General features: G+C 70.2%; 22 protein-coding genes. 9 read left to right on the forward strand and 13 right to left on the reverse strand.

Features of this window, described 5'->3' with window-relative positions; all coding sequences use genetic code 11:
- Positions 1-73: 73 nt before the first annotated feature.
- Positions 74-3,067 carry an excinuclease ABC subunit UvrA gene (uvrA, locus tag O3W51_RS08110; RefSeq protein WP_269284908.1) on the forward strand — a complete coding sequence of 998 codons (2,994 nt, stop codon included), beginning with the start codon at positions 74-76 and terminating at the stop codon, positions 3,065-3,067.
- 88 nt (positions 3,068-3,155) lie between these two features.
- On the forward strand, positions 3,156-3,575 hold the full coding sequence (locus tag O3W51_RS08115; protein WP_138356318.1) for a Rieske (2Fe-2S) protein: 420 nt from the start codon (positions 3,156-3,158) through the stop codon (positions 3,573-3,575).
- A gap of 9 nt (positions 3,576-3,584) precedes the next feature.
- Here the strand turns inward: O3W51_RS08115 and O3W51_RS08120 are convergent, their stop codons facing one another.
- Positions 3,585-4,349 (reverse strand): GntR family transcriptional regulator, encoded by a 765-nt coding sequence (locus O3W51_RS08120; RefSeq protein WP_138356317.1) that lies wholly within the window; start codon positions 4,347-4,349, stop codon positions 3,585-3,587.
- 142 nt (positions 4,350-4,491) lie between these two features.
- Here O3W51_RS08120 and O3W51_RS08125 point away from each other — a divergent pair, with 142 nt between their 5' ends.
- From O3W51_RS08125 to O3W51_RS08140, 4 genes are all read left to right on the forward strand, one after another.
- Positions 4,492-4,836: a hypothetical protein gene (locus tag O3W51_RS08125; RefSeq protein ID WP_198357173.1), complete on the forward strand. Its 345-nt coding sequence runs from the start codon at positions 4,492-4,494 to the stop codon at positions 4,834-4,836.
- A complete protein-coding gene (locus tag O3W51_RS08130; protein ID WP_138356315.1) occupies positions 4,833-5,258 on the forward strand; it encodes a hypothetical protein in 426 nt (141 codons plus the stop codon). The genes O3W51_RS08125 and O3W51_RS08130 overlap by 4 nt, the downstream gene beginning before the upstream one ends.
- Positions 5,259-5,569: 311 nt before the next feature.
- The gene (locus tag O3W51_RS08135; RefSeq protein WP_138356314.1) at positions 5,570-5,782 is read left to right on the forward strand and encodes a hypothetical protein; all 213 of its coding nucleotides are present in this window, start codon (positions 5,570-5,572) and stop codon (positions 5,780-5,782) included.
- A 65-nt stretch (positions 5,783-5,847) separates the two neighbouring features.
- A complete protein-coding gene (locus tag O3W51_RS08140) occupies positions 5,848-6,366 on the forward strand; it encodes a hypothetical protein (protein WP_269284912.1) in 519 nt (172 codons plus the stop codon).
- An 83-nt stretch (positions 6,367-6,449) separates the two neighbouring features.
- Here O3W51_RS08140 and O3W51_RS08145 read toward each other — a convergent pair whose 3' ends face one another.
- From O3W51_RS08145 to O3W51_RS08175, 7 genes are all read right to left on the reverse strand, one after another.
- The gene (locus O3W51_RS08145; RefSeq protein WP_198357172.1) at positions 6,450-7,448 is read right to left on the reverse strand and encodes a cytochrome c oxidase assembly protein; all 999 of its coding nucleotides are present in this window, start codon (positions 7,446-7,448) and stop codon (positions 6,450-6,452) included.
- Between the two features lie 139 nt (positions 7,449-7,587).
- Positions 7,588-8,577 carry a TerC family protein gene (locus O3W51_RS08150; RefSeq protein ID WP_198357171.1) on the reverse strand — a complete coding sequence of 330 codons (990 nt, stop codon included), beginning with the start codon at positions 8,575-8,577 and terminating at the stop codon, positions 7,588-7,590.
- Between the two features lie 81 nt (positions 8,578-8,658).
- Positions 8,659-10,494 (reverse strand): TerD family protein, encoded by a 1,836-nt coding sequence (locus O3W51_RS08155; protein ID WP_198357170.1) that lies wholly within the window; start codon positions 10,492-10,494, stop codon positions 8,659-8,661.
- Between the two features lie 125 nt (positions 10,495-10,619).
- Positions 10,620-11,198: a TerD family protein gene (locus O3W51_RS08160; protein WP_138356309.1), complete on the reverse strand. Its 579-nt coding sequence runs from the start codon at positions 11,196-11,198 to the stop codon at positions 10,620-10,622.
- Between the two features lie 292 nt (positions 11,199-11,490).
- The gene (uvrB, locus tag O3W51_RS08165) at positions 11,491-13,587 is read right to left on the reverse strand and encodes an excinuclease ABC subunit UvrB (protein WP_198357169.1); all 2,097 of its coding nucleotides are present in this window, start codon (positions 13,585-13,587) and stop codon (positions 11,491-11,493) included.
- 39 nt (positions 13,588-13,626) lie between these two features.
- Positions 13,627-14,412, reverse strand: a complete 786-nt coding sequence (locus O3W51_RS08170) for an MHYT domain-containing protein (RefSeq protein ID WP_198357198.1) — start codon at positions 14,410-14,412, stop codon at positions 13,627-13,629.
- Positions 14,413-14,487: 75 nt separating this feature from the next.
- Positions 14,488-15,444: a hypothetical protein gene (locus O3W51_RS08175; RefSeq protein ID WP_138356307.1), complete on the reverse strand. Its 957-nt coding sequence runs from the start codon at positions 15,442-15,444 to the stop codon at positions 14,488-14,490.
- Positions 15,445-15,643: 199 nt separating this feature from the next.
- On the opposite strand from O3W51_RS08175, the gene O3W51_RS08180 reads away from it, so the two are divergent.
- Positions 15,644-16,216, forward strand: a complete 573-nt coding sequence (locus O3W51_RS08180; RefSeq protein ID WP_138356306.1) for a methylated-DNA--[protein]-cysteine S-methyltransferase — start codon at positions 15,644-15,646, stop codon at positions 16,214-16,216.
- A gap of 44 nt (positions 16,217-16,260) precedes the next feature.
- Here the strand turns inward: O3W51_RS08180 and O3W51_RS08185 are convergent, their stop codons facing one another.
- From O3W51_RS08185 to rpsA, 5 genes are all read right to left on the reverse strand, one after another.
- Positions 16,261-16,734, reverse strand: a complete 474-nt coding sequence (locus tag O3W51_RS08185; protein ID WP_269284922.1) for a cupin domain-containing protein — start codon at positions 16,732-16,734, stop codon at positions 16,261-16,263.
- A 23-nt stretch (positions 16,735-16,757) separates the two neighbouring features.
- On the reverse strand, positions 16,758-17,123 hold the full coding sequence (locus tag O3W51_RS08190; protein ID WP_138356304.1) for a tetratricopeptide repeat protein: 366 nt from the start codon (positions 17,121-17,123) through the stop codon (positions 16,758-16,760).
- 104 nt (positions 17,124-17,227) lie between these two features.
- The gene (gene coaE / locus O3W51_RS08195) at positions 17,228-17,827 is read right to left on the reverse strand and encodes a dephospho-CoA kinase (protein WP_138356303.1); all 600 of its coding nucleotides are present in this window, start codon (positions 17,825-17,827) and stop codon (positions 17,228-17,230) included.
- 48 nt (positions 17,828-17,875) lie between these two features.
- Positions 17,876-18,811, reverse strand: a complete 936-nt coding sequence (locus O3W51_RS08200) for a PAC2 family protein (RefSeq protein WP_138356302.1) — start codon at positions 18,809-18,811, stop codon at positions 17,876-17,878.
- 157 nt (positions 18,812-18,968) lie between these two features.
- Positions 18,969-20,477, reverse strand: coding sequence for a 30S ribosomal protein S1 (rpsA, locus tag O3W51_RS08205; protein ID WP_138356301.1), 1,509 nt, complete (start codon positions 20,475-20,477; stop codon positions 18,969-18,971).
- Positions 20,478-20,794: 317 nt separating this feature from the next.
- Here rpsA and O3W51_RS08210 point away from each other — a divergent pair, with 317 nt between their 5' ends.
- The gene (locus O3W51_RS08210; RefSeq protein ID WP_269284926.1) at positions 20,795-21,613 is read left to right on the forward strand and encodes a class I SAM-dependent methyltransferase; all 819 of its coding nucleotides are present in this window, start codon (positions 20,795-20,797) and stop codon (positions 21,611-21,613) included.
- Positions 21,614-21,653: 40 nt separating this feature from the next.
- Positions 21,654-23,222, forward strand: a 1,569-nt coding sequence (locus O3W51_RS08215; RefSeq protein WP_269284928.1) for a helicase-related protein, incomplete at its 3' end; no start/stop codon positions are given.

Here is a 23,222-nt window from a genome sequence, read left to right on the forward strand (position 1 = left end):
ATGTTGACGGCGCCCCGTTTAGGCTGACTGGGGGTGCCGACCCTCTCCTTTTCTATGAAAGGTGCGCACTGGCGTGGCCGATCGACTCACAGTCCGTGGCGCTCGCGAGCACAACCTCAAGAACGTCTCGCTCGACCTCCCGCGGGACGCGCTCATCGTGTTCACCGGACTCTCCGGTTCGGGCAAGTCCTCCCTCGCGTTCGACACGATCTTCGCCGAGGGGCAGCGCCGCTACGTCGAGTCGCTCTCCTCCTACGCCCGGCAGTTCCTGGGCCAGATGGACAAGCCCGACGTCGACTTCATCGAGGGCCTCTCACCGGCCGTCTCGATCGACCAGAAGTCCACGTCGCGCAACCCGCGCTCCACCGTCGGCACCATCACCGAGGTCTACGACTACCTCCGGCTGCTCTTCGCCCGGATCGGCAAGCCGCACTGTCCCGAGTGCCGCCGGCCGATCTCGCGCCAGTCGCCGCAGGCCATCGTCGACCGGGTGCTGGAGCTGGAGGAGGGCAGCCGCTTCCAGGTGCTCTCCCCGCTGGTGCGCGAGCGCAAGGGCGAGTTCGTCGATCTCTTCGCCGACCTGCAGACCAAGGGGTACAGCCGGGCCCGGGTGGACGGCGTGACCATCCAGCTGACCGAGCCGCCGGTGCTCAAGAAGCAGGAGAAGCACACCATCGAGGTGGTCATCGACCGCCTCACCGTCAAGGAGAGCGCCAAGCGCCGGCTGACCGACTCCGTCGAGACCGCCCTCGGGCTGGCCGGCGGCAGGGTGATCCTGGACTTCATCGATCTGCCCGAGGACGACCCGCAGCGTGAGCGGATGTTCTCCGAGCACCTGTACTGCCCCTATGACGACCTCTCCTTCGAGGAGCTGGAGCCGCGCTCCTTCTCCTTCAACTCGCCCTTCGGCGCCTGCCCGCAGTGCAGCGGCATCGGCACCCGCATGGAGGTCGACCCGGAGCTGATCGTCCCGGACGAGGAGAAGTCGCTGGAGGACGGCGCGGTCGCGCCGTGGTCCGGCGGTATGTCCAAGGGGTACTTCCAGCGGCTCGTCGAGGCACTCGGCGAGGAGCTCGGCTTCCGTACGGACATTCCCTGGGCGGGTCTGCCGGTCCGCGCCAAGAAGGCGCTGCTCCACGGGCACAAGACGCAGATCAAGGTGGCTTACAAGAACCGGTACGGCCGCGAGCGCGCGTACACGACCAACTTCGAAGGCGCGATCCCGTTCGTCAAGCGGCGGCACCAGGAGTCCGAGACGGACTCCAGCCGCGAGCGCTTCGAGGGCTTCATGCGCGAGGTGCCGTGCCCGACCTGTGAGGGCACCCGGCTCAAGCCGATCGTCCTCGCGGTCACCGTCCAGGGCCGGTCCATCGCCGATGTCTCCGCGATGTCGATCAGCGACTGCGCCGACTTCCTCTCCGCGATGAAGCTGGACGCCCGCGACAAGAAGATCGCCGAACGGGTCCTGAAGGAGGTCAACGAGCGGCTGAAGTTCCTGGTCGACGTCGGCCTGGACTATCTCTCGCTCAACCGCGCCTCGGGAAGCCTGTCCGGCGGCGAGGCCCAGCGCATCCGGCTCGCCACCCAGATCGGCTCCGGCCTGGTCGGCGTGCTGTACGTGCTGGACGAGCCGTCGATCGGTCTGCACCAGCGGGACAACCACCGGCTCATCGAGACCCTGGTGCGGCTGCGGGACCTCGGCAACACCCTGATCGTGGTGGAGCACGACGAGGACACCATCAAGATCGCCGACTGGATCGTCGACATCGGCCCGGGCGCCGGTGAGCACGGCGGCAAGGTCGTGCACTCGGGTTCGCTCAAGGACCTGCTGACCAACGAGGAGTCGCTGACCGGCCAGTATCTGTCCGGCAAGCGCTCGATCCCGATGCCGGACGTGCGCCGGCCGGTGGACCGCGACCGGCAGCTGACCGTGCACGGCGCCCGCGAGCACAACCTGCAGGACATCGACGTGTCCTTCCCGCTCGGGGTGCTCACCGCCATCACCGGTGTCTCGGGATCCGGCAAGTCGACGCTGGTGAACGACATCCTCTACACCCACCTGGCGCGCGAGCTGAACGGGGCGCGCAGCGTCCCGGGCCGGCACACCCGGGTGGAGGGCGACGACCTGGTGGACAAGGTCGTGCACGTGGACCAGTCGCCGATCGGCCGCACCCCGCGCTCCAACCCGGCCACGTACACCGGTGTCTTCGACCACGTCCGCAGGCTCTTCGCCGAGACGATGGAGGCGAAGGTGCGCGGCTATCTGCCGGGCCGCTTCTCCTTCAACGTCAAGGGCGGACGCTGCGAGAACTGCTCGGGCGACGGCACGATCAAGATCGAGATGAACTTCCTGCCGGACGTCTACGTCCCGTGCGAGGTCTGCCACGGCGCCCGCTACAACCGCGAGACGCTGGAGGTGCACTTCAAGGGCAAGTCCATCTCCGAGGTGCTCGACATGCCGATCGAGGAGGCGCTGGACTTCTTCGAGGCCGTCCCGACGATCTCCCGTCATCTGCGCACCCTGAACGAGGTGGGGCTGGGCTACGTCCGGCTCGGGCAGTCGGCGCCGACCCTCTCCGGCGGCGAGGCGCAGCGCGTCAAGCTCGCCAGCGAGCTGCAGAAGCGCTCCACCGGCCGGACGGTCTACGTCCTGGACGAGCCGACCACCGGTCTGCACTTCGAGGACATCAGCAAGCTCATCAAGGTGCTGTCGGGCCTGGTCGACAAGGGCAACACGGTCATCGTCATCGAGCACAACCTCGATGTCATCAAGACCGCCGACTGGGTCATCGACATGGGCCCGGAGGGCGGCAACGGCGGCGGTCTGGTGGTGGCCGAGGGCACCCCGGAGGAGATCGCGGGGTCGACGGCCAGCCACACCGGCAAGTTCCTGCGGGACATCCTCGGCGACCGGGTGAGTGACGCCACGGTGTCGCCGAGGAAGAAGCCGGCGGTGAAGAAGGCCCCGGCCAGGAAGGTCACCGCGAAGAAGGCCACGGTCGCGGAAACCGTCGCGGCACCCGCCAAGAAGGCGGCGCCGCGCAAGAAGGCAGCGGGCAAGGCCTGACCCGCTGGGCACAGGTTCGGGACGTAGGGTACTGGTCTCAAGATCAGTCCCTGCGTCCCTTTCCGCGTCCTGAGCCTGGAGCACCACGATGACCGAACCGCACGCCGCCTGCCGCCGTACCGTCCTGCGGGGCGCGGCTCTCGCCGGAGTCGCCGGCCTGGGCCTCACGGCCTGCGGCGGATCCGGCAAGGACAAGGCCGCGGCCACCGGTCCCGTCGACCTCGGCCCGGCCACCGAGGTCGCCGTCGGCGGCGCCAAGCTGTTCCGCGATGACAAGGTCGTGGTCTCGCAGCCCACCCAGGGCGCCTACAAGGCGGTCAGCGCGGTGTGCACGCACGCCGGCTGCGTGGTGGACAAGGTCGAGGACGGCATCATCTCCTGCCCCTGCCACGGCAGCCGCTTCAACGCCACGACCGGCGCCGTCGTCCAGGGCCCGGCGACCGAGCCGCTGCCCGCCGTCGAGGTGCGCGTCGAGGGCGGCAAACTGATCACCGGCCGCAAGGCCTGACACCCGGCATCAGTCGTCGAGGTCGATCGCGAACTCGACGACCGTGGTGTCACCCCGCCGGACGATCGGGTGCGCAACCTCGACCACCCGGCCGTCGTCGGCGACGTGCCTGCGGGTGAAGCGGATCACCGGCACGGAGCCGCCGATGCGCAGCGTCGCCTGCTCGTCCTCGGTGGGCATGGCCGTGGTGAACGACTCGGTGATGCGGTTGACATGGATGCCCAGCGTCTTGAACTGCGCACGAGTGCCACCCGGCCACGGCTCGTTGATCGGGTCGGCGACAGGTGTAGCGGCGACATCGGACCAGCGGACATAGCTGATGGACATCTGCGTCGGGGCATCGTTGTCGTAGAACACGAAGTGGCGGGCGAGAAGCGGTTCGCCGATTTCGCACTCGAAGAGTGCGGCCAGTTCGGCGTCGGCCCGCTTCTTCACGTACCGCTTGTCGAGCCGGTATTCGGACCAGCCGATGCCTTGGTCCTTGGTGAACGCCGTTTGCGGCGCCGTGGTGTTGGTGCGGTACCGGTCAGCTGCCATGCGGTGAACGGGCGGCCGTTTGCGGACGATGGTGCCCGCGCGGGTCCGGGTCTCGATCAGTCCCTCGTTGCGCAGGACCGCGAGAGCGTTGCGGATCGTCGTCTCGGAGACGCCGTGCGCCTCGCACAGCTCCGGCAGGGTGGGTAGGCGGTCGTCCGGCGCGTAGGTGCCGTCATGGATCTGGGCACGTACTTCGGCGGCGATGCGGAGGTACTCCGGCCGTTCCTCGCGGGGCACGCGAATCACCCTCCCGAGTGATCGTCCGATTCTGTACTCACATATTGGCCGCTTCGCTTGACCCTCGCCAAGTCGCGCGCGATTCTGCGTACGGAAAAGAACTTTCCGTACTCAGAACATTGTGGAGTTTGGGAGCACACCCATGCCTGAATCCGGACAGAGCTGGCAGCGCCGCTTCCCCGGGGATGCCGAGCAGGTTCGCGTCGTCCGGGTATGGGTGGGCAGTCACGTGTGCCACGAGGACGCTCCGCTGCTGGCCGACGAACTCTTCGTCGCCGTCCTGGCGACACGACCGGCGAAGATCCAGATGACCCTCTCCACGGCCGGTTACCGAGCCCGCATCTCCGCGTCCGGCAACGTGGCGTTACCTCTGCACAGCGTCAGGGGTGCCGGTCTCTCGATCATCCGCGGCTTCTCATCCTGCCACGGCACCACCCCGGACGATCACGGACTCTGGGCAGAAGTCACCCAGGAGAAGACGCCATGAGCACCGACAACACCCAGCCTCCGGTCATCGACCCGGACCGGCTCACCATCAACCAATTGCGCGGACTGAACTGCGCGCACTGCGCAGCGCGCCTCTACCGCGCCCGGTCGATAGGCACACACCACATCGGGACCGGCGTACACGCCGACGACGTCGAACTGTATGCATGCGAACCGTCCTGCGCCGTCGCGGTTGAACGGCAACCGCACGCATGGTGCCACTTGTGCCACGACCCGATCGACGCCGCAATGGCCGTCCCGATCGGCAACCGGCCCGCGCCGACCGGTCCCGGCAGATTGCTGTACGCGGACGCCAAGTGCCCTGTGGCGTACCGGATCATCCCGCTGGCCGAACACCCGGCGGACACGGACGGCACCATCCGCTTCCGTACCGCCGACCCGTTCGTCCCGAAGTCCCGCTGAGACAGCAACTCCCGGACCGCCTCGCGGTAGCAACCCCAGGTTTTGGGGACAACTCGAAGCCCCCGCCCGGCAGGTCCTCCCAGACCGCAGCTTCGTGCCGCACTCGCGGGATGCCACGGCGGGCAACGCTTAGTAACAGATCCGTCACACCGCCGCCAAGCGCCTTCGGGCACTGTCACGCTGCACCCTCAAGCCGCCTGGGGGCCAACATCACCAACCCGTTCCTCATCCCGACCGTTCAGCGCCGAATGTTCACCGAGCCATGGCAGCGGTACGCGTGGGCTGCCCTACCCCTGGTCAGCATGTCGCTCTTGGCCTTCTTGCCATTCGTCATCGCCTGGCACCGCAAGATCATCGGATGGCGAGCTCCAGCCGCCTACGCAGCTCTTAGCGCGACCGTTCTCGGCTTCGCCATCGTCCAGCCCAAGGTCAACGCATGGTTCGCGGTAGCCGTCTGGACATTCATGATCACGACGGTCGTGCACGTCCTTCTCCTCGACCGCAGCAAGCAGCAGATCAAGTGACGCGGGGCCGTGACGGATCGCCGAGCGGCGATGCCGTCACCGCTTGCCGGAAACCAAGGGGACTCATGCACGCTCATTCAGCCCGCGCCACCGCCATCATCGCCTGTGGCCTTCTCTTCGCTACGGGCTGCTCGATGGGCACTACGCCCTCCCCGAACAAACCCGCAGGCAATTCCGCACCATCAGCGGCCGGCGTCACCGCGACCACAGCGTTCGGAGCGATTGCCAAGGATGTTCCGACCGCGAAGCTCACGGTCACGGTGACCGCTGAGAACGACAGCAATCACCTGATGGGTCGCCCTGGCCGGTACACGTCAGCGATCAAGTTCGCCGACAGTCGGATCAAAGGCGCCGACGCCAGCATGTACAAGACGGGAGACGTCGAACTCGGCGGCTGCATCGAGGTCTTCCCGACCACAGAGGCCGCGAAGACCCGCGCCGAGTACATCCAGAAGGTCACGGCGAGCATTCCCATGCTCGCCGAGTACGACTACCCGCACGGGACGGTCCTCGTCCGCGTCTCCCGATATCTCACGCCCACCCAAGCCGCCGCCTACGACAAGGCCGGCTCCAAGCTCGGGTAGCCGCTGGCCACGAGCTGGTGCCGTGGCATGGATCTTGGTGACGCGATCCGCGCGGCAGTGAGCCGCGTCGGATCGGACAGGCCCTACGAGCGGCGCCTCATTCGTTGGCCCACCTCGCCCGAGTCCGTCTCCCACCACGGGCGGGTCATTTCCGGGACGGCGGCGGCGGGCTCGTGGGCCGACGCCGACGCGCCTGAGGCCGTGGCCGCCGGGAGGAGTTCGTGGTCCAGGCGGGCGTCCAGTTCGGCGGTTTTCGCGCGGTCCGTGCGCCACCACTGGGCGAAGACCGCGATCAGGAAGGGCAGTCCGACCAGTTCGGCGAGGGTGAGCATCAGGCCGCCGCCGATCAGCTGGTCCTGCTTGGGGGTCGGGCCCCAGGTGCGGGGCTGGGCCGCGTACCAGTGGCCGGCGACCAGGGTGCCGCTGGTCATGACGACGATGCCGGGGAGCGAGTCGAAGAGGCCGTCGAGGAAGACCAGGGCGGCCCGTACCGGGTGGGTGCACCAGCGGGGCAGCAGTTCCTGGTGGGTGAGCATCGGCAGGACGAACAGGCAGCCGGTCAGCAGCAGTTGGAGATGCATCAGTTGGAGGACGGCGTCATGGCGCAGCGCCGTCTCGAAGTAGGGCGTGAAGTAGATCGTCAGCTCGGAGCCGAGCACCGCCGCCGAGCTGACCAGCGGGTACGTCAGCAGGCGCACCACGCGGCCGGTCAGTACGCCGTGCAGCGGGCCGTCCGGGGTCGCCAGGGCCAGCGGGTCGCCGAGGGCCAGGCCCAGGGGGGCGATCAGGTCCAGCACGATGTTCTGCACGGCGGCGGGCCAGAACAGCACCCGGCCGTAGGCGGCCAGGCCGGACATCGTGGCGACCACGATCGCGCCCAGGCCGAGCACGAGGAACGCCGTGGTCCGCGCGATCGGCCAGCGGCCGCCGGCGCGACGGTGCCGCCGTACGCCCGCCACGTAGAGCCCGCCCAGCAGGACCACGGCGGCGAGCGCCACACCGTCCAGCTGCCAGGCGCCCAGGAATGTGGGCACCGTCAGTTCCGGCAGAGCCGCCGCCGTGGTGCTGAGCGCAGCAGCCATGTCGTCCTCGTCCTCGCATCCGTCCGGTCCCGGCGGCCAACGCTAGACCTGCCGGGGTGGACGGACGTGGGCAGGGCCCGGCATGTCGCTGCCGGGCCCTGCCCATCACGGCCGATCGCGGACCGTCGCGCGTTACGCGTTACGCGTCGATGCTGTTCTTCTCGGCCGCTTCGGCCGCCTCGGCCGCCGCCTGCTTCTTGGAGGCGAACAGGCTGGTGACGGTGGTGACCGCGAGCACGGCCACGATGACGCCGAGCGAGACGGGGATGGAGATCTCCGGGACGTTCACCCCGGACTCGTGCATCGCGTGCAGGACGAGCTTCACGCCGATGAAGCCGAGGATGACCGACAGGCCGTACGAGAGGTGGACCAGCTTCTTGAGCAGACCGCCGATCAGGAAGTACAGCTGGCGCAGACCCATCAGCGCGAAGGCGTTGGCGGTGAAGACGATGTACGGGTCCTGCGTGAGGCCGAAGATCGCCGGGATGGAGTCGAGCGCGAACAGGACGTCCGTGGTGCCGATCGCCAGCATGACGACGAGCATCGGCGTCATCAGGCGCTTGCCGTTCTCGACGATGAACAGCTTCGTGCCGTGGTACTTGTCGGTCGACGGGACGCGCTTCTCGACGAGCTTGAGGAGCTTGTTCTCCTCGAACTCCTCCTCCTCGGGATCGGCCAGCGCCTCCTTGATGAGCTTCCAGGCGGTCCAGATCAGGAACGCGCCGAAGATGTAGAAGACCCAGGAGAAGTTGGCGATGATCGCGGCGCCGCCGGCGATGAAGACCGCGCGCAGCACCAGCGCTATCAGGACGCCGACGAGTAGCACCCGCTGCTGGTACTTCGTCGGCACCGCGAACTTCGACATGATCAGGACGAAGACGAAGAGGTTGTCGACGCTCAGCGACTTCTCGGTGATGAACCCCGCGAAGAACTCACCCGCGGGCTGACCGCCCGCGAAGAGTGCCAGGCCGAGCCCGAACAGGGCGGCGAGGACGATCCAGACGACCGTCCAGATGCCCGCTTCCTTGATGGTGACGTCGTGCGGCTTGCGTCCGATGAGGAAGTCGACGGCGATCAAGGCACACAGACCCGCGATGGTCAGTGCCCACATGGTCAAGGAAACATCCACTGCGCCTCCGGTAGTTCACTACGAACAGTAAACGGTACCGGAATGCCCAAGAGAAGGCAAAGGTACGGTCAAAATCCCAGGTCAGCGGCCATACGCCTGCCGAGCAGCCGCGACCTGACGGAGGACCTGGGGCACCACATGACTACCCGGAGGTACGAGCAGCGGCTCATAGGTCCAGGCGTGGCCGACCCAGGGGTCCGCGAGGTGGTCCTCGGGGGTCGGGGTGAGCCGCATCAGGGAGCGCCACAGCGGGTCGAGGACCGGGCCGTACGCCCGTGCGTCGTCCCGGTCGGCCACCATCAGCAGGTGCACGCCGACCGAGGGCCCCTCGTCGGCGAGGTAGCGCAGCTGGTTGACGGTGCGGTCGTCGAAGCCGTACGGGAAGTCGTTGACGATCAGCAGCTGCTCGGCGGTGTCCAGGTCCACCGGCAGCGAGTCCGGGGCGCCGGCCCGCATCGCCATCTGCACCAGGTCCACCCGCTCGGTCATCCTGCCGATCAGCGCCGCCACTCCGGCCGCACCGGCGGCGGGCGGCACCCGCAGGGTGCCCGACTCGGTCAGCGGGGTGAGTGCGGCGCTGCCGGTGCCGGCCGGGTCGATGACGTGCACCGAGAAGTCCCCGACCGGGTACGAGGCGAGCAGCCGGGCCGCGATGGTGACCGCGATCTCCATGGCCAGCCGCCGGTCCTGGGAGCTGTCGATCCACAGACCGCGCTCCAGCGGCAGTCTGACCAGCAGCGGGATCCGCAGTTCGGGGGTCTCGGGCAGATGCAGGTTGCCGAGCCTGGCGGCCATCGGCACCTCCATCGGCACCGTGTAGCCGTGCCAGACCGGGCTCTCCCAGCCGGCGTACGGCGGCGGCAGCGCCGGTTCGACGACCTCGGACTCGGCGCGCAGCTGCGCCAGGTCGCGGTCGAGGACGGCACGGGCCTGGTCCATGAGGTCGGCCTGTTTGGCGCGGGCCTGGTCCCGGGCGGCGTCGGCGGCCGGGCCGACGCGGGTGCGCGGGTCGGCCAGCAGCCGGTCCAGTTCCTGGTCCAGCCGGGACTCGGCGAAGTCGACGGCGCTGCGGTAGGCGGCGGCGGTGCGGGCCAGGTCCTCGAACATGCCCCAGACCTGGTTGTAGAGCCGCTCCTCCATCGTCCAGCCGCTGGCGTCACCGGCGACGGGCTGCGGGGCGCCCTGCGGGGGCGCGGCGTCCGCCGGCCGGCCGGGCGGCAGGTCCGGGGCCTGCGGGGCGGTGTGCCGCCGGGGGTGCTGATAGCTGATCGGGCCGCCGGCGGTCGCCGTCGCGGACGACGACGCCGGGGATCCGGACTGCGGCCGGGGCGGCGGGGCGACCGAGCGGGCCAGCCCCTTCGCCACCGCGTCATGGATGCCCGCGGCGAGCCCGGCCGCCTCCGGAACTCCCTGGTCGAGGAGCATGGCCGCCAGGCCGCCCGCGTACCCCTGGCCGACCGCGCGGACCTTCCACGCGCCCTGCCTGCGGTAGAGCTCGACGGCGACGACCGCGGTCTCCGGGCCGAGCCCGGTGATGGTGAATCCCGCGACCTCGGCCCCGTCCAGCGTGGTGACCGCGACATGCGGAGCGGCCACCACGCCGAAGGAGGCCGGAACACCGGCCGCGGTGGGGAGTGCGAGCAGCACATGGACCCGGTGGACGTCCTCGGAGAGGGCGCCCAGGTCCACCGCGAGCCGGTGGGAGGCGGCGGCCTGCTGGGACACTTCGAGGCCGGGGAGGTGCGGCGACCCGGGGTGGGCGATCCACTCCGTGCCGCTCACCCGCCCGTGCTCGTCACCAAGGGTGGCCACGGCCACCACCGGCGTGCCCGCCGTCACCCGGATCTCCAGACGGCCGGCGCCCTCGGGCCCGGCCGGGAGCGGATGATTCTGTCCCCGGACCAGCTCGGCGGCCATGCCGCCACCCCCCATTGGTGTTGTACGCGTCGTGCGTGTGCAGCTTTCGTGCGTGTGGTGCTGGTGTTCTCGTGGTGCTGTTGATCCGTGGTGCTGTTGATCCGTGGTGCTGTGCGCCTGTGGAGTCAGAGCGCCGGCAGGATCGACGGCATCAGGTCCTGGAACGTACGGCCGGCGGCCGGCGTACCGATGGCGGTCATCGACCAGCCGCTGCCCGCGCGCTGCACCTTCGCCATGATCTGCGCGGTGTACTGCCCGCCGCCGGTCAGGGTGTAGCGGGCCAGCTCCTGGCCGTTGGTCTCGTCGACGAGACGGCAGAACGCGTTCTGTACCTCGGCGAAGGTCTGCCCGGTGAACGAGTTCACCGTGAAGACGATCTGGTCGATGTGGACCGGCACCCGCTGCAGGTCCACCAGGATCGACTCGTCGTCGCCACCCTGGCCGGCGCCGCCGACCACGTTGTCGCCGGTGTGCCGGACGGAACCGTCGTCGCTGACCAGGTGCCGGAAGAACACCACGTCCACCGGCTGCTTGTCGGCGAAGAGCACCGCCGAGGCGTCGAGGTCGATCTCCCGGGTGCGGCTGCCGAACAGTCCGCGGCGGGGCGCGGCCTGCCAGCCGAGCCCCATCCGAACGGCCGTCAGCGTCCCCCCGTCGGACTTGGTAAGGCTGATCTGCTGGCCCTTGGTCATGTTGACCGTCACGCGCTGTCCCCTCTCACCCGTCACCGGACTGTGTGCGGTTGCCCCGCACCCTAACAAGACGCCGGGACAGCGCACCTCGGTTCACCCCAGGGCAGGGTCTGTCCGGCGGATCGGGCCTAGGGCGTGTTGCGAAAGTCCCGCCTGGCCCACGACGCCTGGCACGCGCCCTCGCTGCGTTGTCGGGCTCGTCCAAGTACCCCAGTACGAGGACGACCCTCCGCCTTGCGAGCGCACGCACCAGACGCCGTGGGCCACGCCCTCCGGGCGAACGGCGCTACTTTCGCAACACGCCCTAGGCGATACCGGCCTCGCGCATCTGCCGCAGCTCCTTCTTCAAGTCGCCCAGCTCGTCGCGGAGTCGGCCCGCGATCTCGAACTTCAGCTCGGCCGCCGCGGCGTGCATCTGCGCGGTGAGCTCGGCGATCAGGTCCGCCAACTCCTCGGCGGGCAGGCTCTGGGCCACCCGCTTGCCGCCCGCCTTGGACGACAGTCCCGGCACCGGGGCCTTGCCGCGCGAGCGCTGCCTGCCGGAGCCCAGCAGCTCCTCGGTGTCCGCGTCCTCGCGGGCGAACGAGTCGAGAATGCCCGCGATCTTCTTGCGGAGCGGCTGCGGGTCGATGCCGTGTTCGGTGTTGTAGGTGACCTGCTTCTCACGGCGCCGGTTGGTCTCGTCGATGGCCTGCGCCATCGCGGGGGTGATCGTGTCGGCGTACATGTGGACCTCGCCGGACACGTTACGGGCCGCACGGCCGATGGTCTGGATCAGGGAGGTGCCCGAGCGCAGGAAGCCCTGCTTGTCCGCGTCCAGGATCGCCACCAGCGACACCTCGGGGAGGTCCAGGCCCTCACGGAGCAGGTTGATGCCGATCAGTACGTCGTACTCGCCGGCCCGCAGCTCGCTCAGCAGCTCCATCCGGCGCAGCGTGTCGATGTCGCTGTGCAAGTACCGCACCTGGATGCCGAGTTCCAGCATGTAGTCGGTGAGGTCCTCGGACATCTTCTTGGTGAGGGTGGTGACCAGCACCCGCTCGTTCCGCTCGGTGCGCAGCCGGATCTCGTGCACCAGGTCGTCGATCTGCCCCTCGGTGGGCTTGACGATGACCTGCGGGTCGACCAGCCCGGTCGGGCGGATGATCTGCTCGACCGCGCCGTCGCCGCGCGACAGCTCGTACTTGCCGGGCGTCGCCGACAGGTAGACGGTCTGGCCGATGCGCTCCAGGAACTCCTCCCACTTCAGCGGGCGGTTGTCCATCGCGGACGGCAGCCGGAAGCCGTGGTCGACCAGGGTGCGCTTACGGGAGGCGTCACCCTCGTACATGGCGCCGATCTGCGGCACGGTGACATGTGACTCGTCGATGACCAGGAGGAAGTCCTCCGGGAAGTAGTCGATGAGCGTGTTCGGGGCGGTGCCCGCCTCACGGCCGTCCATGTGCCGTGAATAGTTCTCGATGCCGGAGCAGCTGCCGATCTGCCGCATCATCTCGATGTCGTACGTGGTCCGCATGCGCAGCCGCTGGGCCTCCAGCAGCTTGCCCTGCTTCTCCATCGTCGCGAGGGTCGTCTCCAGCTCCTTCTCGATCCCCGCGACGGCGCGCTCCATACGTTCCGGTCCCGCGACGTAGTGGGTCGCCGGGAACACGTACATCTCCCGGTCGTCGCTGATCACCTCGCCGGTGAGCGGGTGGAGGGTGGACATCGCCTCGATCTCGTCACCGAACATCTCGATGCGGACGGCGAGCTCCTCGTAGACCGGGAAGATCTCGATGGTGTCGCCCCGGACCCGGAAGGTGCCCCGCTGGAACGCCAGGTCGTTGCGGGTGTACTGGATGTCCACGAACTTGCGCAGCAGCTTGTCGCGGTCAATCGTGTCACCGACCCGGAGCCGCACCATGCGGTCGACGTACTCCTGCGGGGTGCCCAGGCCGTAGATGCAGGAGACCGACGCGACGACAACGACGTCGCGGCGGGTCAGCAGGGAATTGGTGGTGGAGTGGCGGAGCCGCTCGACCTCCTCGTTGATCGAGGAGTCCTTCTCGATGTAGGTGTCCGTCTGGGGGACGTACGCCTCGGGCTGGTAGTAGTCGTAGTACGACACGAAGTACTCGACGGCGTTGTTCGGCAGCAGCTCGCGGAACTCGTTCGCGAGCTGCGCCGCGAGGGTCTTGTTGGGCGCCATGACGAGCGTCGGGCGCTGGAGCCGTTCGATCATCCACGCCGTGGTCGCCGACTTTCCGGTGCCGGTCGCGCCGAGGAGGACGACATCCTTCTCACCTGCGCGGATACGCCGCTCCAGCTCCTCGATGGCGGCCGGCTGGTCACCACTGGGCTGGAAGGGGCTGACGACCTCGAAGGGCGCCACAGTACGTTCGATGTCTGATACGGGCCGCATGGAACCACCGTACGGCCCAGCACTGACAAACCGCGGGGATCACCGTGGGCGACGGCCGTGAGCGGGCTCACGGACCGGCTCGTAGCGGGGCTGCTGGACACCGGGCGGGTCCAGCGCCACCACCACCCCGGCCAGGAACAGGAACACCACCGGGCCGATCAGGACGGGCGCCAGGATCGCGGCGGGCGAGGCACCGCCCAGGCCGCCGGCGATCCCCGAGTCGTGCAGATGCACCCGGAGCGCGGCCATGCCCGTGTAATGCATGCCGGTGACCGCGACGCCCATGATGAGGCTGGCCCCGATGCTCGCGGCGAAGCCCTTGACCGACACCGCGGCCCACAGTGCCGCGGTGGCCGCCGCCACCGCGATGCCGATCGACAGGTACACCGTTCCGGTGTTGTAGGCGAGGTCCGCGTCCAGCTTCATCCCGGCCATGCCGAGGTAGTGCATGGCGGCCACCCCGACGCCGGTGACCGCGCCGGCGGCGAGCAGGACCGGTGCGCCGCGGCCGAAGAACCCGACCAGGAAGACACCGGCGCCGACCACCGCGATGGCCACTCCGAGGCTCAGGAAGGTGATCGACTTGTTGTAGTTGATCTCCACCTGGTCGACGGTGAACCCCATCATGGCGATGAAGTGCATCGTCCAGATGCCCGAGCCGATGGAGACCGCGCCCAGGGCGAGCCAGCCGGCCCGCCGGGACCGCTCCATCACGAGCGCCCGGACCGTGCAGCGCAGTCCGAGAGCGGCTCCCAGGCAAGCCATGACGTAGGCCACCACGGGGGTGATCCAGCCGTACGTGAATCCGTTGACCGTTCCGTACATGCCGTCCACGGCGGGCCCTTCCGGCGCATCGAGTTGGCACACGATAGGACGGCCAGGGGAACATCTGACCGAGTTTCAGATTCCCTTTACCGACCCGTGATCCGGGTGCACGGTGACGCGGTCCAGCGGTCCGTGCGGCCCGGAGCCGAGCGCCGCCCGCAGTGCCGCCACGACCTGCGCCGGACTCGCCGTCAGGGCCTCCGGAGGCACCCGGACGATCCGCAGGCCGCAGGTGTCCAACGGGTTGGGGCCGGCCGCCGGTCCGATCACCAGAGCCACCCCCTCGCGCGCCCAGTAGGCGTCCGGAGACGCCAAGAACACACCGTCCAGGCGGAGTTCGGGCCGCCACAGCGGTGGCCGCGACCCCGAGAGCGCGACGAGCGAACGCAGCTGGCCGCCCAGCGGGCGGCGGACCCGTCCCGGAAGCGCCAGCTCCCGCAGCGTCTCGTCGATCCCGGGCTTGCGGGACAGCGACGCGGTACGCAGCTCGCCCGCCAGCTCCGCCGGATCGACCCCGCGGTCCCACACCAGCTCGCGGAGCACGGCCCGCACCCAGTCCGGGTCGCACGACGCCCGGACGCCGTCCCCCGCGGCGCGCACCAGGGGCGCGACGGGCAGCTCGTCCACCAGCTCGGGGCCGGGGAGGGTGCGCGCGTGGTGGACCCGCACCCAGGTGTGCGTCCTGAGCGCGCGCCCGGCCGGCACCAGGACGTCGACCACCCGCACCTCGGCGGGCACCAGGACCTCGCGCATCCCGTGCAGGGCCAGCGCCGCGATCCCCGTCAGCTGCGCCTGCGCCGCCGGGTACCCGGCGTAGGCCAGGGCCGCCCGGCAGCGCTGCCAGGCGGACAGCGCACCCCGCCGCAGCACCACCACCCTCGGCAGCACCCGCTGCCAGGGGCCGCCCGGCCCGCAGCGCTTGCGCAGCGCCACCTCCGACACCCCGATGCCGGACAGCTGGCCGACCGTCACCACCTGCCGCTGGTCACGGGCGAGAATGCGCAGGGCCTGGGCGAAGTCGTTTCGTGTCATGACGGCCCCCTCCCCCACCGGAACCGCTCAACTACCCGCTGTGACAAGGCTGTCGAAGAGCGGCACCCGGGCGAGTGATCGCTGCGGCCCCGGCTGACGGGCCCGGCCGGCCGGTCCGGCCGAAGGACCGGCCCGGCGGATCCGGCTCGAGGAATCTGCTCCCGGGCCCGTTGTCAGTGGCCCGGCATACGCTGGCGGTATGACGAACACCGAGCGGCACGAGGTGGCGGACCGGACCGCCACGGTGGCCTGGACGCGGCTGGACACCCCGATCGGCCCGCTGCTGCTCGCCGCGACCGACCAGGGGCTGGTCAGCGTCGTCTTCCGGGCCGACGACGAGGTGACGGAGACCTTCCTGGAGCGGCTGGGGCGCCGGCTGGGCGCGGATCCGGTCGAGGAGTCCGGGGAGTCGGGGCGGCTCGCCCCCGCCGTCCGCCAGCTGCGGGCGTACTTCGACGGGGAGCTGCGCGACTTCACCCTCGATCTGGACTGGTCGCTGACCGCCGGCTTCAACCGCCGCGTCCAGCGGGAGCTCGCCACCGGCGTGCCGTACGGCTCGGTCGTCGGCTACCAGGACCTCGCCGACCGCGTCGGCGAGCCGGGCGCCGCCCGCGCCGTCGGCACCGCCATGGGAGCCAATCCGCTGCCGCTCGTCGTCCCGTGCCACCGCGTCGTGGAGAGCAACGGGGGCATAGGCGGCTTCGGCGGCGGCCTGGAGATCAAGCGGACGCTGCTGGCCCTGGAGGGCGTGCTCCCGCCGCCCCTGTTCTGACGGGGCGGCCGGGGCCACCGGGCGACGGCGGCGCCGTCACCCGGTCAGTAGTGGTGGCAGCCCGGGTCGGGGGCGTCGACCGACAGCGCGTCGCCCTCGGGCAGGAGGTACGTGACGTACAGGACGACCGGCACCGTGCCGAGGTTCTGCCCGTTGTGCACCTTGCGGGCGCCGTCCGGCTCGATGAACGACTGGCCTGCGCTGCTGCGCACCACCGAGCAGTCGGCCAGCGTCCTGGTCAGCGTGCCCGACTGGACGACGGCGATCAGCGGCCCCTGGTGGTAGTGCCAGCCGGTCTCACCGCCCGGCGCGATGGTGACCGTGCGCACCATGACGTCCGTACGCCCCTGGGTCCTGACCTTCAGCCCCTCGGCGGAGGTGCCCTTGGCCAGGACCGTCGCCGTCACCCCGCTGCCCGGTGTCGCCAGGGCGCCCGACGGCACCAGTCCCAGCGCCACCACACATCCGGCCACCGCCGCCGCTCTGCGGATCCGGCTCCAGCGCCTGCTGCTGTCCATGTGCGGGGTCCCTCCGGAACGGTTCAGGGAGCGTCGAAACGAGCCGCCTCAACATAGTCCGGCCGCGGGTCCAGAGCGGCGGCCAGCCGGAAGTGTCGCAGCGCTTCATCCGGACGGTTGGCACGCTGCAGCGTCCGGGCGAGCGCGAAGTGCGCGAACGCGTTGTCGGGTTCCCGTTCCAGCACTATCTGGAACTCGAGCTCGGCCGGGCGCAGTTGGGCGGCGGCGAAGAAGGACCGGGCCCGCAGCAGGCGCGCGGCGGTGTTCTCCGGGTGGGCGGCGATGACCGAGTCCAGCAGCTTCACCGCTCCGCGCGGGTCGCGGGCTTCCAGCAACTGCTCCGCGGCACGGAAATCGATGACGTGGGTCTCGGGGGTCTGCTCGGGCACGGCCGCCTCCCTTCCATGGCTCGGGTGACGACTGATCGTCGGCACAGACATACCCAACGCGGCCCCCGGCAATCACATTCCGGGCGGTCCCGCCCGGGGCCGCACTAGGGCGCGAGGCGGTCGCGCAGCTGCTGCCAGACCCGTTTGACCTGGGGTTCGAGCGCCTCCAGGGGGCCGTCGTTGTCCAGCACGACATCGGCGACGGCGAGCCGCTGCTCGCGGGTGGCCTGGGCCGCCATCCGCGACCGGGCCTCGCCCTCGTCCATGCCGCGCAGCCGCACCAGGCGGTCGAGTTGGGTGGCGGGGGACGCGTCCACCACCACGACGAGGTCGTAGAGCTCGGCGAGGGCGTTCTCGGTGAGCAGCGGGACGTCATGGATCACGATGTCGTCCGGGCCGACGGCGCCCTCCAGCTCGGCCGACCGGCGTCCGACGAGCGGATGCACGATCGCGTTCAACGCCTGCAGCCTGGCGGGGTCGGCGAAGACGATCGAGCCCAGCCTGGGGCGGTCGAGCGCACCGTCAGGAGTGAGGACCTCCGTGCCGAACTCGGCGACCACGGCGGCCAGCCCCGGCGATCCGGGCTCCACGACCTCCCGGGCGATCTTGTCCGCGTCCACCACGACCGCCCCGTACGACGCGAGCAGCCGTGACACTTCGCTCTTGCCGGCGCCGATTCCGCCGGTCAGGCCCACCTTCAGCATGGCGACAGCCTAGGGCCTGCCCGGACGGACAGGCCCTGGGTCGTGTCGTCAGTTTCCGTCGTCCTCCCGGTCCGCGAGGAACCGTTCGAACTCGGCCCCGAGGTCGTCGGCCGACGGCAGGTCGACCGGCTCGGCGATGAGGTTCTCCCGGGTCATCGAACCGGCGACCGCGTCGTACTGGCTCTCCAGCCCGCGGACGACCGAGACCAGCTCGCCGTCGCCCTCGGCGACCTGGCGGTCGATCTCGCCGCGGACCGTGTGCGCCTCGGCACGCAGTGCGTGCGCCACCTCGGGCAGCACCAGGCCGGTGGCGGCGGTGATCGCCTCGAGTACGGCGAGCGCCGCGTCCGGGTACGGGGAACGCGACAGATAGTGCGGCACGTGGGCGGCGACGCCCAGGACGTCACGGCCGGCCTCCGCGAGCCGCAGCTCGATGAGGGACTCGGCGCTGCCGGGCACCGTCGCCTCGTCGAACCAGCTGCGGTGGCCTGGCATCAGGTCCACCCGGTTGCCGTGCGGGGTCAGCCCGACCGGGCGGGTGTGCGGAACGCCCATCGGAATGCCGTGGAAGTTGATGGCCAGCCGCACCCCGAGCCGTTCGACGACCTGCAGCACGGCCGCGGCGAAGCGCTCCCACTCCACGTCCGGCTCGGAGCCGGTCAGCAGCAGGAAGGGCGTCTCCGTGGTGTCACGGACCAGATAGAGGGCGATCTCCGGTGCCTCGTACCCCGACCAGTGGTCGCGTTCGAAGAGCATCAGGGGCCGGCGCGCGCGGTAGTCGACCAGCCGGTCGGCGTCGAACCTGGCCACCAACTGGTTGTCGAGGCGGTCCAGCAGCTGCTCCGAGATCTGCTCGCCGGTGTCACCCGCGTCGATGTACCCCTCCAGGTGGTACAGCAGAACGGGGCCGGTCTCCCCGACCGCCTCGTCCACGGCCTCGGCACCGCCCGGCACGAATTCGTACAGCCCCTGCGGATCCAGCACTGTGATCGTTCCTCCTCGTTCTTCCTCCTCGGAAACGTGCGAGGAGCTGGGAGCATTCCCGCATCCGGGCCCGCTTCACCCCCTGACAACGCGGAAGGCCCGCTCCCCTCTCGGGGAACGGGCCTTCCGTCCGTACGGCTACCTGCAGGTCAGAGCGTCAGCTCTGGCCGCCGGCCAGCTTCTCGCGGAGCGCGGCCAGTGCCTCGTCCGACGCCAGGGCGCCGGAGTTGTCGTCCGACTCCGAGGAGTACGAACCGCCGCCACCGAGACCGGCGGAGCTGGCGGCACCGGCGGGAGCCGCAGCACCCTCGGCCTCCGCCTTCTCGTCGGCCTCGCGGGACTTGATGACCTGGGCCTGGTGCTGCTCGAAGCGGGTCTGGGCCGTGGCGTACTGGCCTTCCCACGCCTCGCGCTGGGTCTCGAAGCCCTCGAGCCAGTCGTTGGTCTCGGGGTCGAAGCCCTCGGGGTAGATGTAGTTGCCCGCGTCGTCGTACGAGGCAGCCATACCGTAGAGGGTCGGGTCGAACTCGACCGTGGCCGGGTCGGCACCGAAGGCCTCGTTGGCCTGCTTCAGCGAGAGGCTGATGCGGCGGCGCTCGAGGTCGATGTCGATGACCTTGACGAAGATCTCGTCGTTGACCTGGACGACCTGCTCCGGGATCTCCACGTGGCGCTCGGCCAGCTCGGAGATGTGGACCAGGCCCTCGATGCCCTCGTCGACGCGCACGAACGCACCGAACGGAACGAGCTTGGTGACCTTACCGGGAACGACCTGGCCGATCTGGTGCGTCCGGGCGAACTGCTGCCACGGGTCTTCCTGCGTCGCCTTCAGCGACAGGGAGACACGCTCGCGGTCCATGTCCACGTCGAGAACCTCGACGGTGACTTCCTGGCCGACCTCGACAACCTCGGAGGGGTGGTCGATGTGCTTCCAGGACAGCTCGGAGACGTGCACGAGACCGTCGACGCCGCCGAGGTCCACGAACGCACCGAAGTTGACGATCGAGGAAACGACGCCGGAGCGGACCTGGCCCTTCTGCAGGGTCGTGAGGAAGGTCTGGCGGACCTCGCTCTGGGTCTGCTCGAGCCAGGCACGGCGGGACAGGACCACGTTGTTGCGGTTCTTGTCCAGCTCGATGATCTTGGCTTCGAGCTCCTTGCCCACGTACGGCTGGAGGTCGCGGACGCGACGCATCTCGACGAGCGAGGCGGGCAGGAAGCCGCGGAGGCCGATGTCGAGGATGAGACCACCCTTGACGACCTCGATGACGGTACCGGTGACGATCCCGTCTTCTTCCTTGATCTTCTCGATGGTGCCCCAGGCACGCTCGTACTGAGCGCGCTTCTTCGAGAGGATCAGGCGGCCTTCCTTGTCCTCCTTCTGGAGAACAAGGGCTTCGATCTCGTCGCCGACCTTGACGACCTCATTGGGGTCGACGTCGTGCTTGATCGAAAGCTCGCGGGACGGGATGACGCCCTCGGTCTTGTAACCGATGTCGAGCAGGACCTCGTCCCGGTCGACCTTTACGATCACGCCTTCGACGATGTCGCCGTCGTTGAAGTACTTGATCGTCGCATCGATCGCTGCGAGGAAGTCTTCCTCGGAGCCGATGTCGTTGACCGCCACCTGCGGGGTGGTGCGCGTTGCCTCGGTGCTGCTCGTCATATGGGGAAGGACTCCGGTACGGACAGAAGTTGTAGGTACTGCTACGCCAGGACCCGTTATCGCACAGCCGAAGCCGGACAGCCTTGAGTCGGACCTTCCAAATGAATCGGAGAGTCGCCTCAAGGACCGAGGGGATACAAGCCAGTGCGAGCGCAACCTGCTACGTCTGAGGTGCGCAGGCCCGCAGCGCAACTTGTAGCATACGGGGGCAGCCGGACACGGTCAATGCGCGAAGGGCCCACCTGGGGCAGAACGGCCCATACCCGGCGCAAGTCCCCCCGTCACAGGTCCAACCAGAGAGTACGACGACAACCGCGATGAGCCAAGGACCCGAACCAGTAGCCACCCGGCGTACCGCAGGCGTCACGGAAAGCAGCCGGGCCAACCGGGGCTGGTGGGACCGGAACGCGGACGAGTACCAGGTCGAGCACGGAGCCTTCCTCGGCGACGGGAACTTCGTCTGGGGGCCGGAGGGACTGGACGAGTCCGACGCCGGACTGCTCGGCCCCGCCGCGGAACTCGCGGGCCTGTCGGTGCTCGAGATCGGCGCCGGCGCCGCGCAGTGTTCGCGCTGGCTGGCCGCGCGCGGCGCGCGCCCGGTCGCCCTCGACCTCTCCCACCGGCAGCTGCAGCACGCGCGCCGGATCGACGAGGAGTCGGCGGACGGCGGCTTCCCGCTCGTCCAGGCCGACGCGGGGACGCTGCCGTTCGCGGCCGCGTCGTTCGACCTGGCGTGCTCGGCGTACGGCGCGCTCCCCGTCGTCGCCGACCCCGAACGCGTGCAGCGCGAGGTGCACCGCGTGCTGCGGCCGGGCGGGCGCTGGGTCTTCTCCGTCACCCACCCGATCCGCTGGGCCTTCCCCGACGAGCCGGGCCCCGAGGGGCTGACCGCCGTCTCCTCCTACTTCGACCGCACCCCGTACGTCGAGCAGGACGGGCGCGGGCTCGCCGAGTACGTCGAGCACCACCGGACCCTCGGCGACCGCGTGCGGGAGATCGCCGCGGCCGGCTTCCGGCTGGTCGACCTCGTCGAGCCGCAGTGGCCGGAGTGGAACACCCAGGAATGGGGCGGCTGGTCGCCGCTGCGCGGCGGGATCCTGCCCGGGACGGCGATCTTCGTGTGCGTGCGGGACTGACGGCGGCGCCCGCCGCCGGACCGACGGGCACACTGGGCGGGTGATCCGCGCCAGTTCCCTCGACCTGCCCGTACAGACCGTCGTGCCCGCACTGCTGCGGGCGCTCGACGAACGGGGCTGCGCCGTACTCGCCGCGCCGCCGGGAACGGGGAAGACCACCCTCGTACCGCTCGCGCTGGCCGGGCTGCTCCCCCAGTACGGGGAGGTCCCCCGCCGGGTGCTGGTGGCCGAGCCGCGCCGGATGGCGGCGCGGGCCGCCGCCCGCCGGATGGCGTGGCTGCTCGGCGAGGGCGTCGGCGCCCGGATCGGCTTCACGGTGCGCGGCGAGCGGAAGGTCTCGGCGGAGACGGTCGTCGAAGTGGTGACGACCGGTGTGCTGCTGCAGCGGCTGCAGCGTGATCCGGAGCTGGCCGGTGTGGACACCGTCGTACTGGACGAATGCCATGAGCGGCATCTGGACGCCGACACCTCGATGGCCTTCCTGCTGGACGTACGGGCCGCCCTGCGCCCGGAGCTGCGGGTGGTCGCGGCCTCCGCCACCACGGACACCGCCGCCTGGGCCGCGCTGGTCGGGGGCGAGGACGGTGCCGCCCCGGTGGTCGAGGCGCAGGGCATCCTGCATCCGGTCGCCGTGGAGTGGGCCCCGCCGGTCCGCCCGGTGCGCCCGCCGCACGGGATGCGGGTCGATCCGGCGCTGCTGGAGCACGTGGCGGCGGTGGTACGGCGGGCCCTGCGCGAGAAGGAGGGGGACGTGCTGTGCTTCCTGCCGGGCGTCGGGGAGATCGCGCGGGTCGCCGGGATGCTGAGCGGGCTCGACGTGGAAGTGCTGCAGCTGCACGGGCGGGCGCCGGCCGCCGTGCAGGACGCGGCGCTCGCGCCGGGAACCGGCCGCCGGGTGCTGCTGGCCACGTCGGTGGCCGAGTCGAGCCTCACCGTCCCCGGGGTGCGCATCGTGGTGGACGGCGGGCTGGCGCGTGAGCCGCGGGTGGACCACGCACGCGGCCTCGACGCGCTGACGACGGTGCGGGTCTCGCACGCGGCGGCCCGCCAGCGGGCCGGGCGCGCCGGGCGCGAGGGTCCCGGCACGGTGTACCGCTGCTGGTCGGAGGCGGACAACGCCGGGCATCCGCGCTGGCCGGCACCGGAGATCTCCGTCGCCGACCTCGCCGCGTTCGCTCTGCAGACGGCCTGCTGGGGCGACCCGGACGCCGCCGGCCTCGCCACCGACCGGGGCAAGCGGCTCAGCCGGCTGGGCGTGCACCCGCGGCTCGCCCGCGCGCTCCTCGACGGGGCACGTGCGGTCGGTGCGCGGCGCGCGGCCGAGGTCGTGGCGCTGCTCAGCGAGGAGCCGCCGCGCGACTACGGCGACGACCTGGCCGCCGCCTGGCGGCAGGCCCGGCGTGGCGGCGACGGTTACGCGGCCCGCTGGCGCGCCGAGGCCGGCCGGCTGGAGTCGTCGCTGCGGCAGGCCGGGACCTCCGGCGGACCGGACGGGCCGCGCGGGTCCGGGGCCGCCGTCTCCGCTGGTGACGACGCGGCGGCCGGGCTGGTGGCCGCGCTCGCGTTCCCCGAGCGGGTGGCCAGGGCCCGCGGCGCCGGTACGTATCTG

The sequence above is a fragment of the Streptomyces sp. H39-C1 genome (assembly GCF_027158125.1).
Taxonomy (GTDB): domain Bacteria; phylum Actinomycetota; class Actinomycetes; order Streptomycetales; family Streptomycetaceae; genus Actinacidiphila; species Actinacidiphila fildesensis.

Excerpts from the sequence above, each read along its gene's own strand:
- uvrB (WP_198357169.1), bottom strand. The coding sequence starts at position 13,587 with ATGCGGCCCGTATCAGACATCGAACGTACTGTGGCGCCCTTCGAGGTC.
- O3W51_RS08145 (WP_198357172.1), bottom strand. The coding sequence starts at position 7,448 with ATGGCTGCTGCGCTCAGCACCACGGCGGCGGCTCTGCCGGAACTGACG.
- O3W51_RS08175 (WP_138356307.1), bottom strand. The coding sequence starts at position 15,444 with ATGACACGAAACGACTTCGCCCAGGCCCTGCGCATTCTCGCCCGTGAC.
- O3W51_RS08185 (WP_269284922.1), bottom strand. The coding sequence starts at position 16,734 with ATGGACAGCAGCAGGCGCTGGAGCCGGATCCGCAGAGCGGCGGCGGTG.
- O3W51_RS08210 (WP_269284926.1), top strand. The coding sequence starts at position 20,795 with ATGAGCCAAGGACCCGAACCAGTAGCCACCCGGCGTACCGCAGGCGTC.
- O3W51_RS08140 (WP_269284912.1), top strand. The coding sequence starts at position 5,848 with ATGCACGCTCATTCAGCCCGCGCCACCGCCATCATCGCCTGTGGCCTT.
- rpsA (WP_138356301.1), bottom strand. The coding sequence starts at position 20,477 with ATGACGAGCAGCACCGAGGCAACGCGCACCACCCCGCAGGTGGCGGTC.
- O3W51_RS08170 (WP_198357198.1), bottom strand. The coding sequence starts at position 14,412 with ATGTACGGAACGGTCAACGGATTCACGTACGGCTGGATCACCCCCGTG.
- O3W51_RS08125 (WP_198357173.1), top strand. The coding sequence starts at position 4,492 with ATGCCTGAATCCGGACAGAGCTGGCAGCGCCGCTTCCCCGGGGATGCC.
- coaE (WP_138356303.1), bottom strand. The coding sequence starts at position 17,827 with ATGCTGAAGGTGGGCCTGACCGGCGGAATCGGCGCCGGCAAGAGCGAA.
- O3W51_RS08130 (WP_138356315.1), top strand. The coding sequence starts at position 4,833 with ATGAGCACCGACAACACCCAGCCTCCGGTCATCGACCCGGACCGGCTC.
- O3W51_RS08180 (WP_138356306.1), top strand. The coding sequence starts at position 15,644 with ATGACGAACACCGAGCGGCACGAGGTGGCGGACCGGACCGCCACGGTG.
- O3W51_RS08115 (WP_138356318.1), top strand. The coding sequence starts at position 3,156 with ATGACCGAACCGCACGCCGCCTGCCGCCGTACCGTCCTGCGGGGCGCG.
- O3W51_RS08155 (WP_198357170.1), bottom strand. The coding sequence starts at position 10,494 with ATGGCCGCCGAGCTGGTCCGGGGACAGAATCATCCGCTCCCGGCCGGG.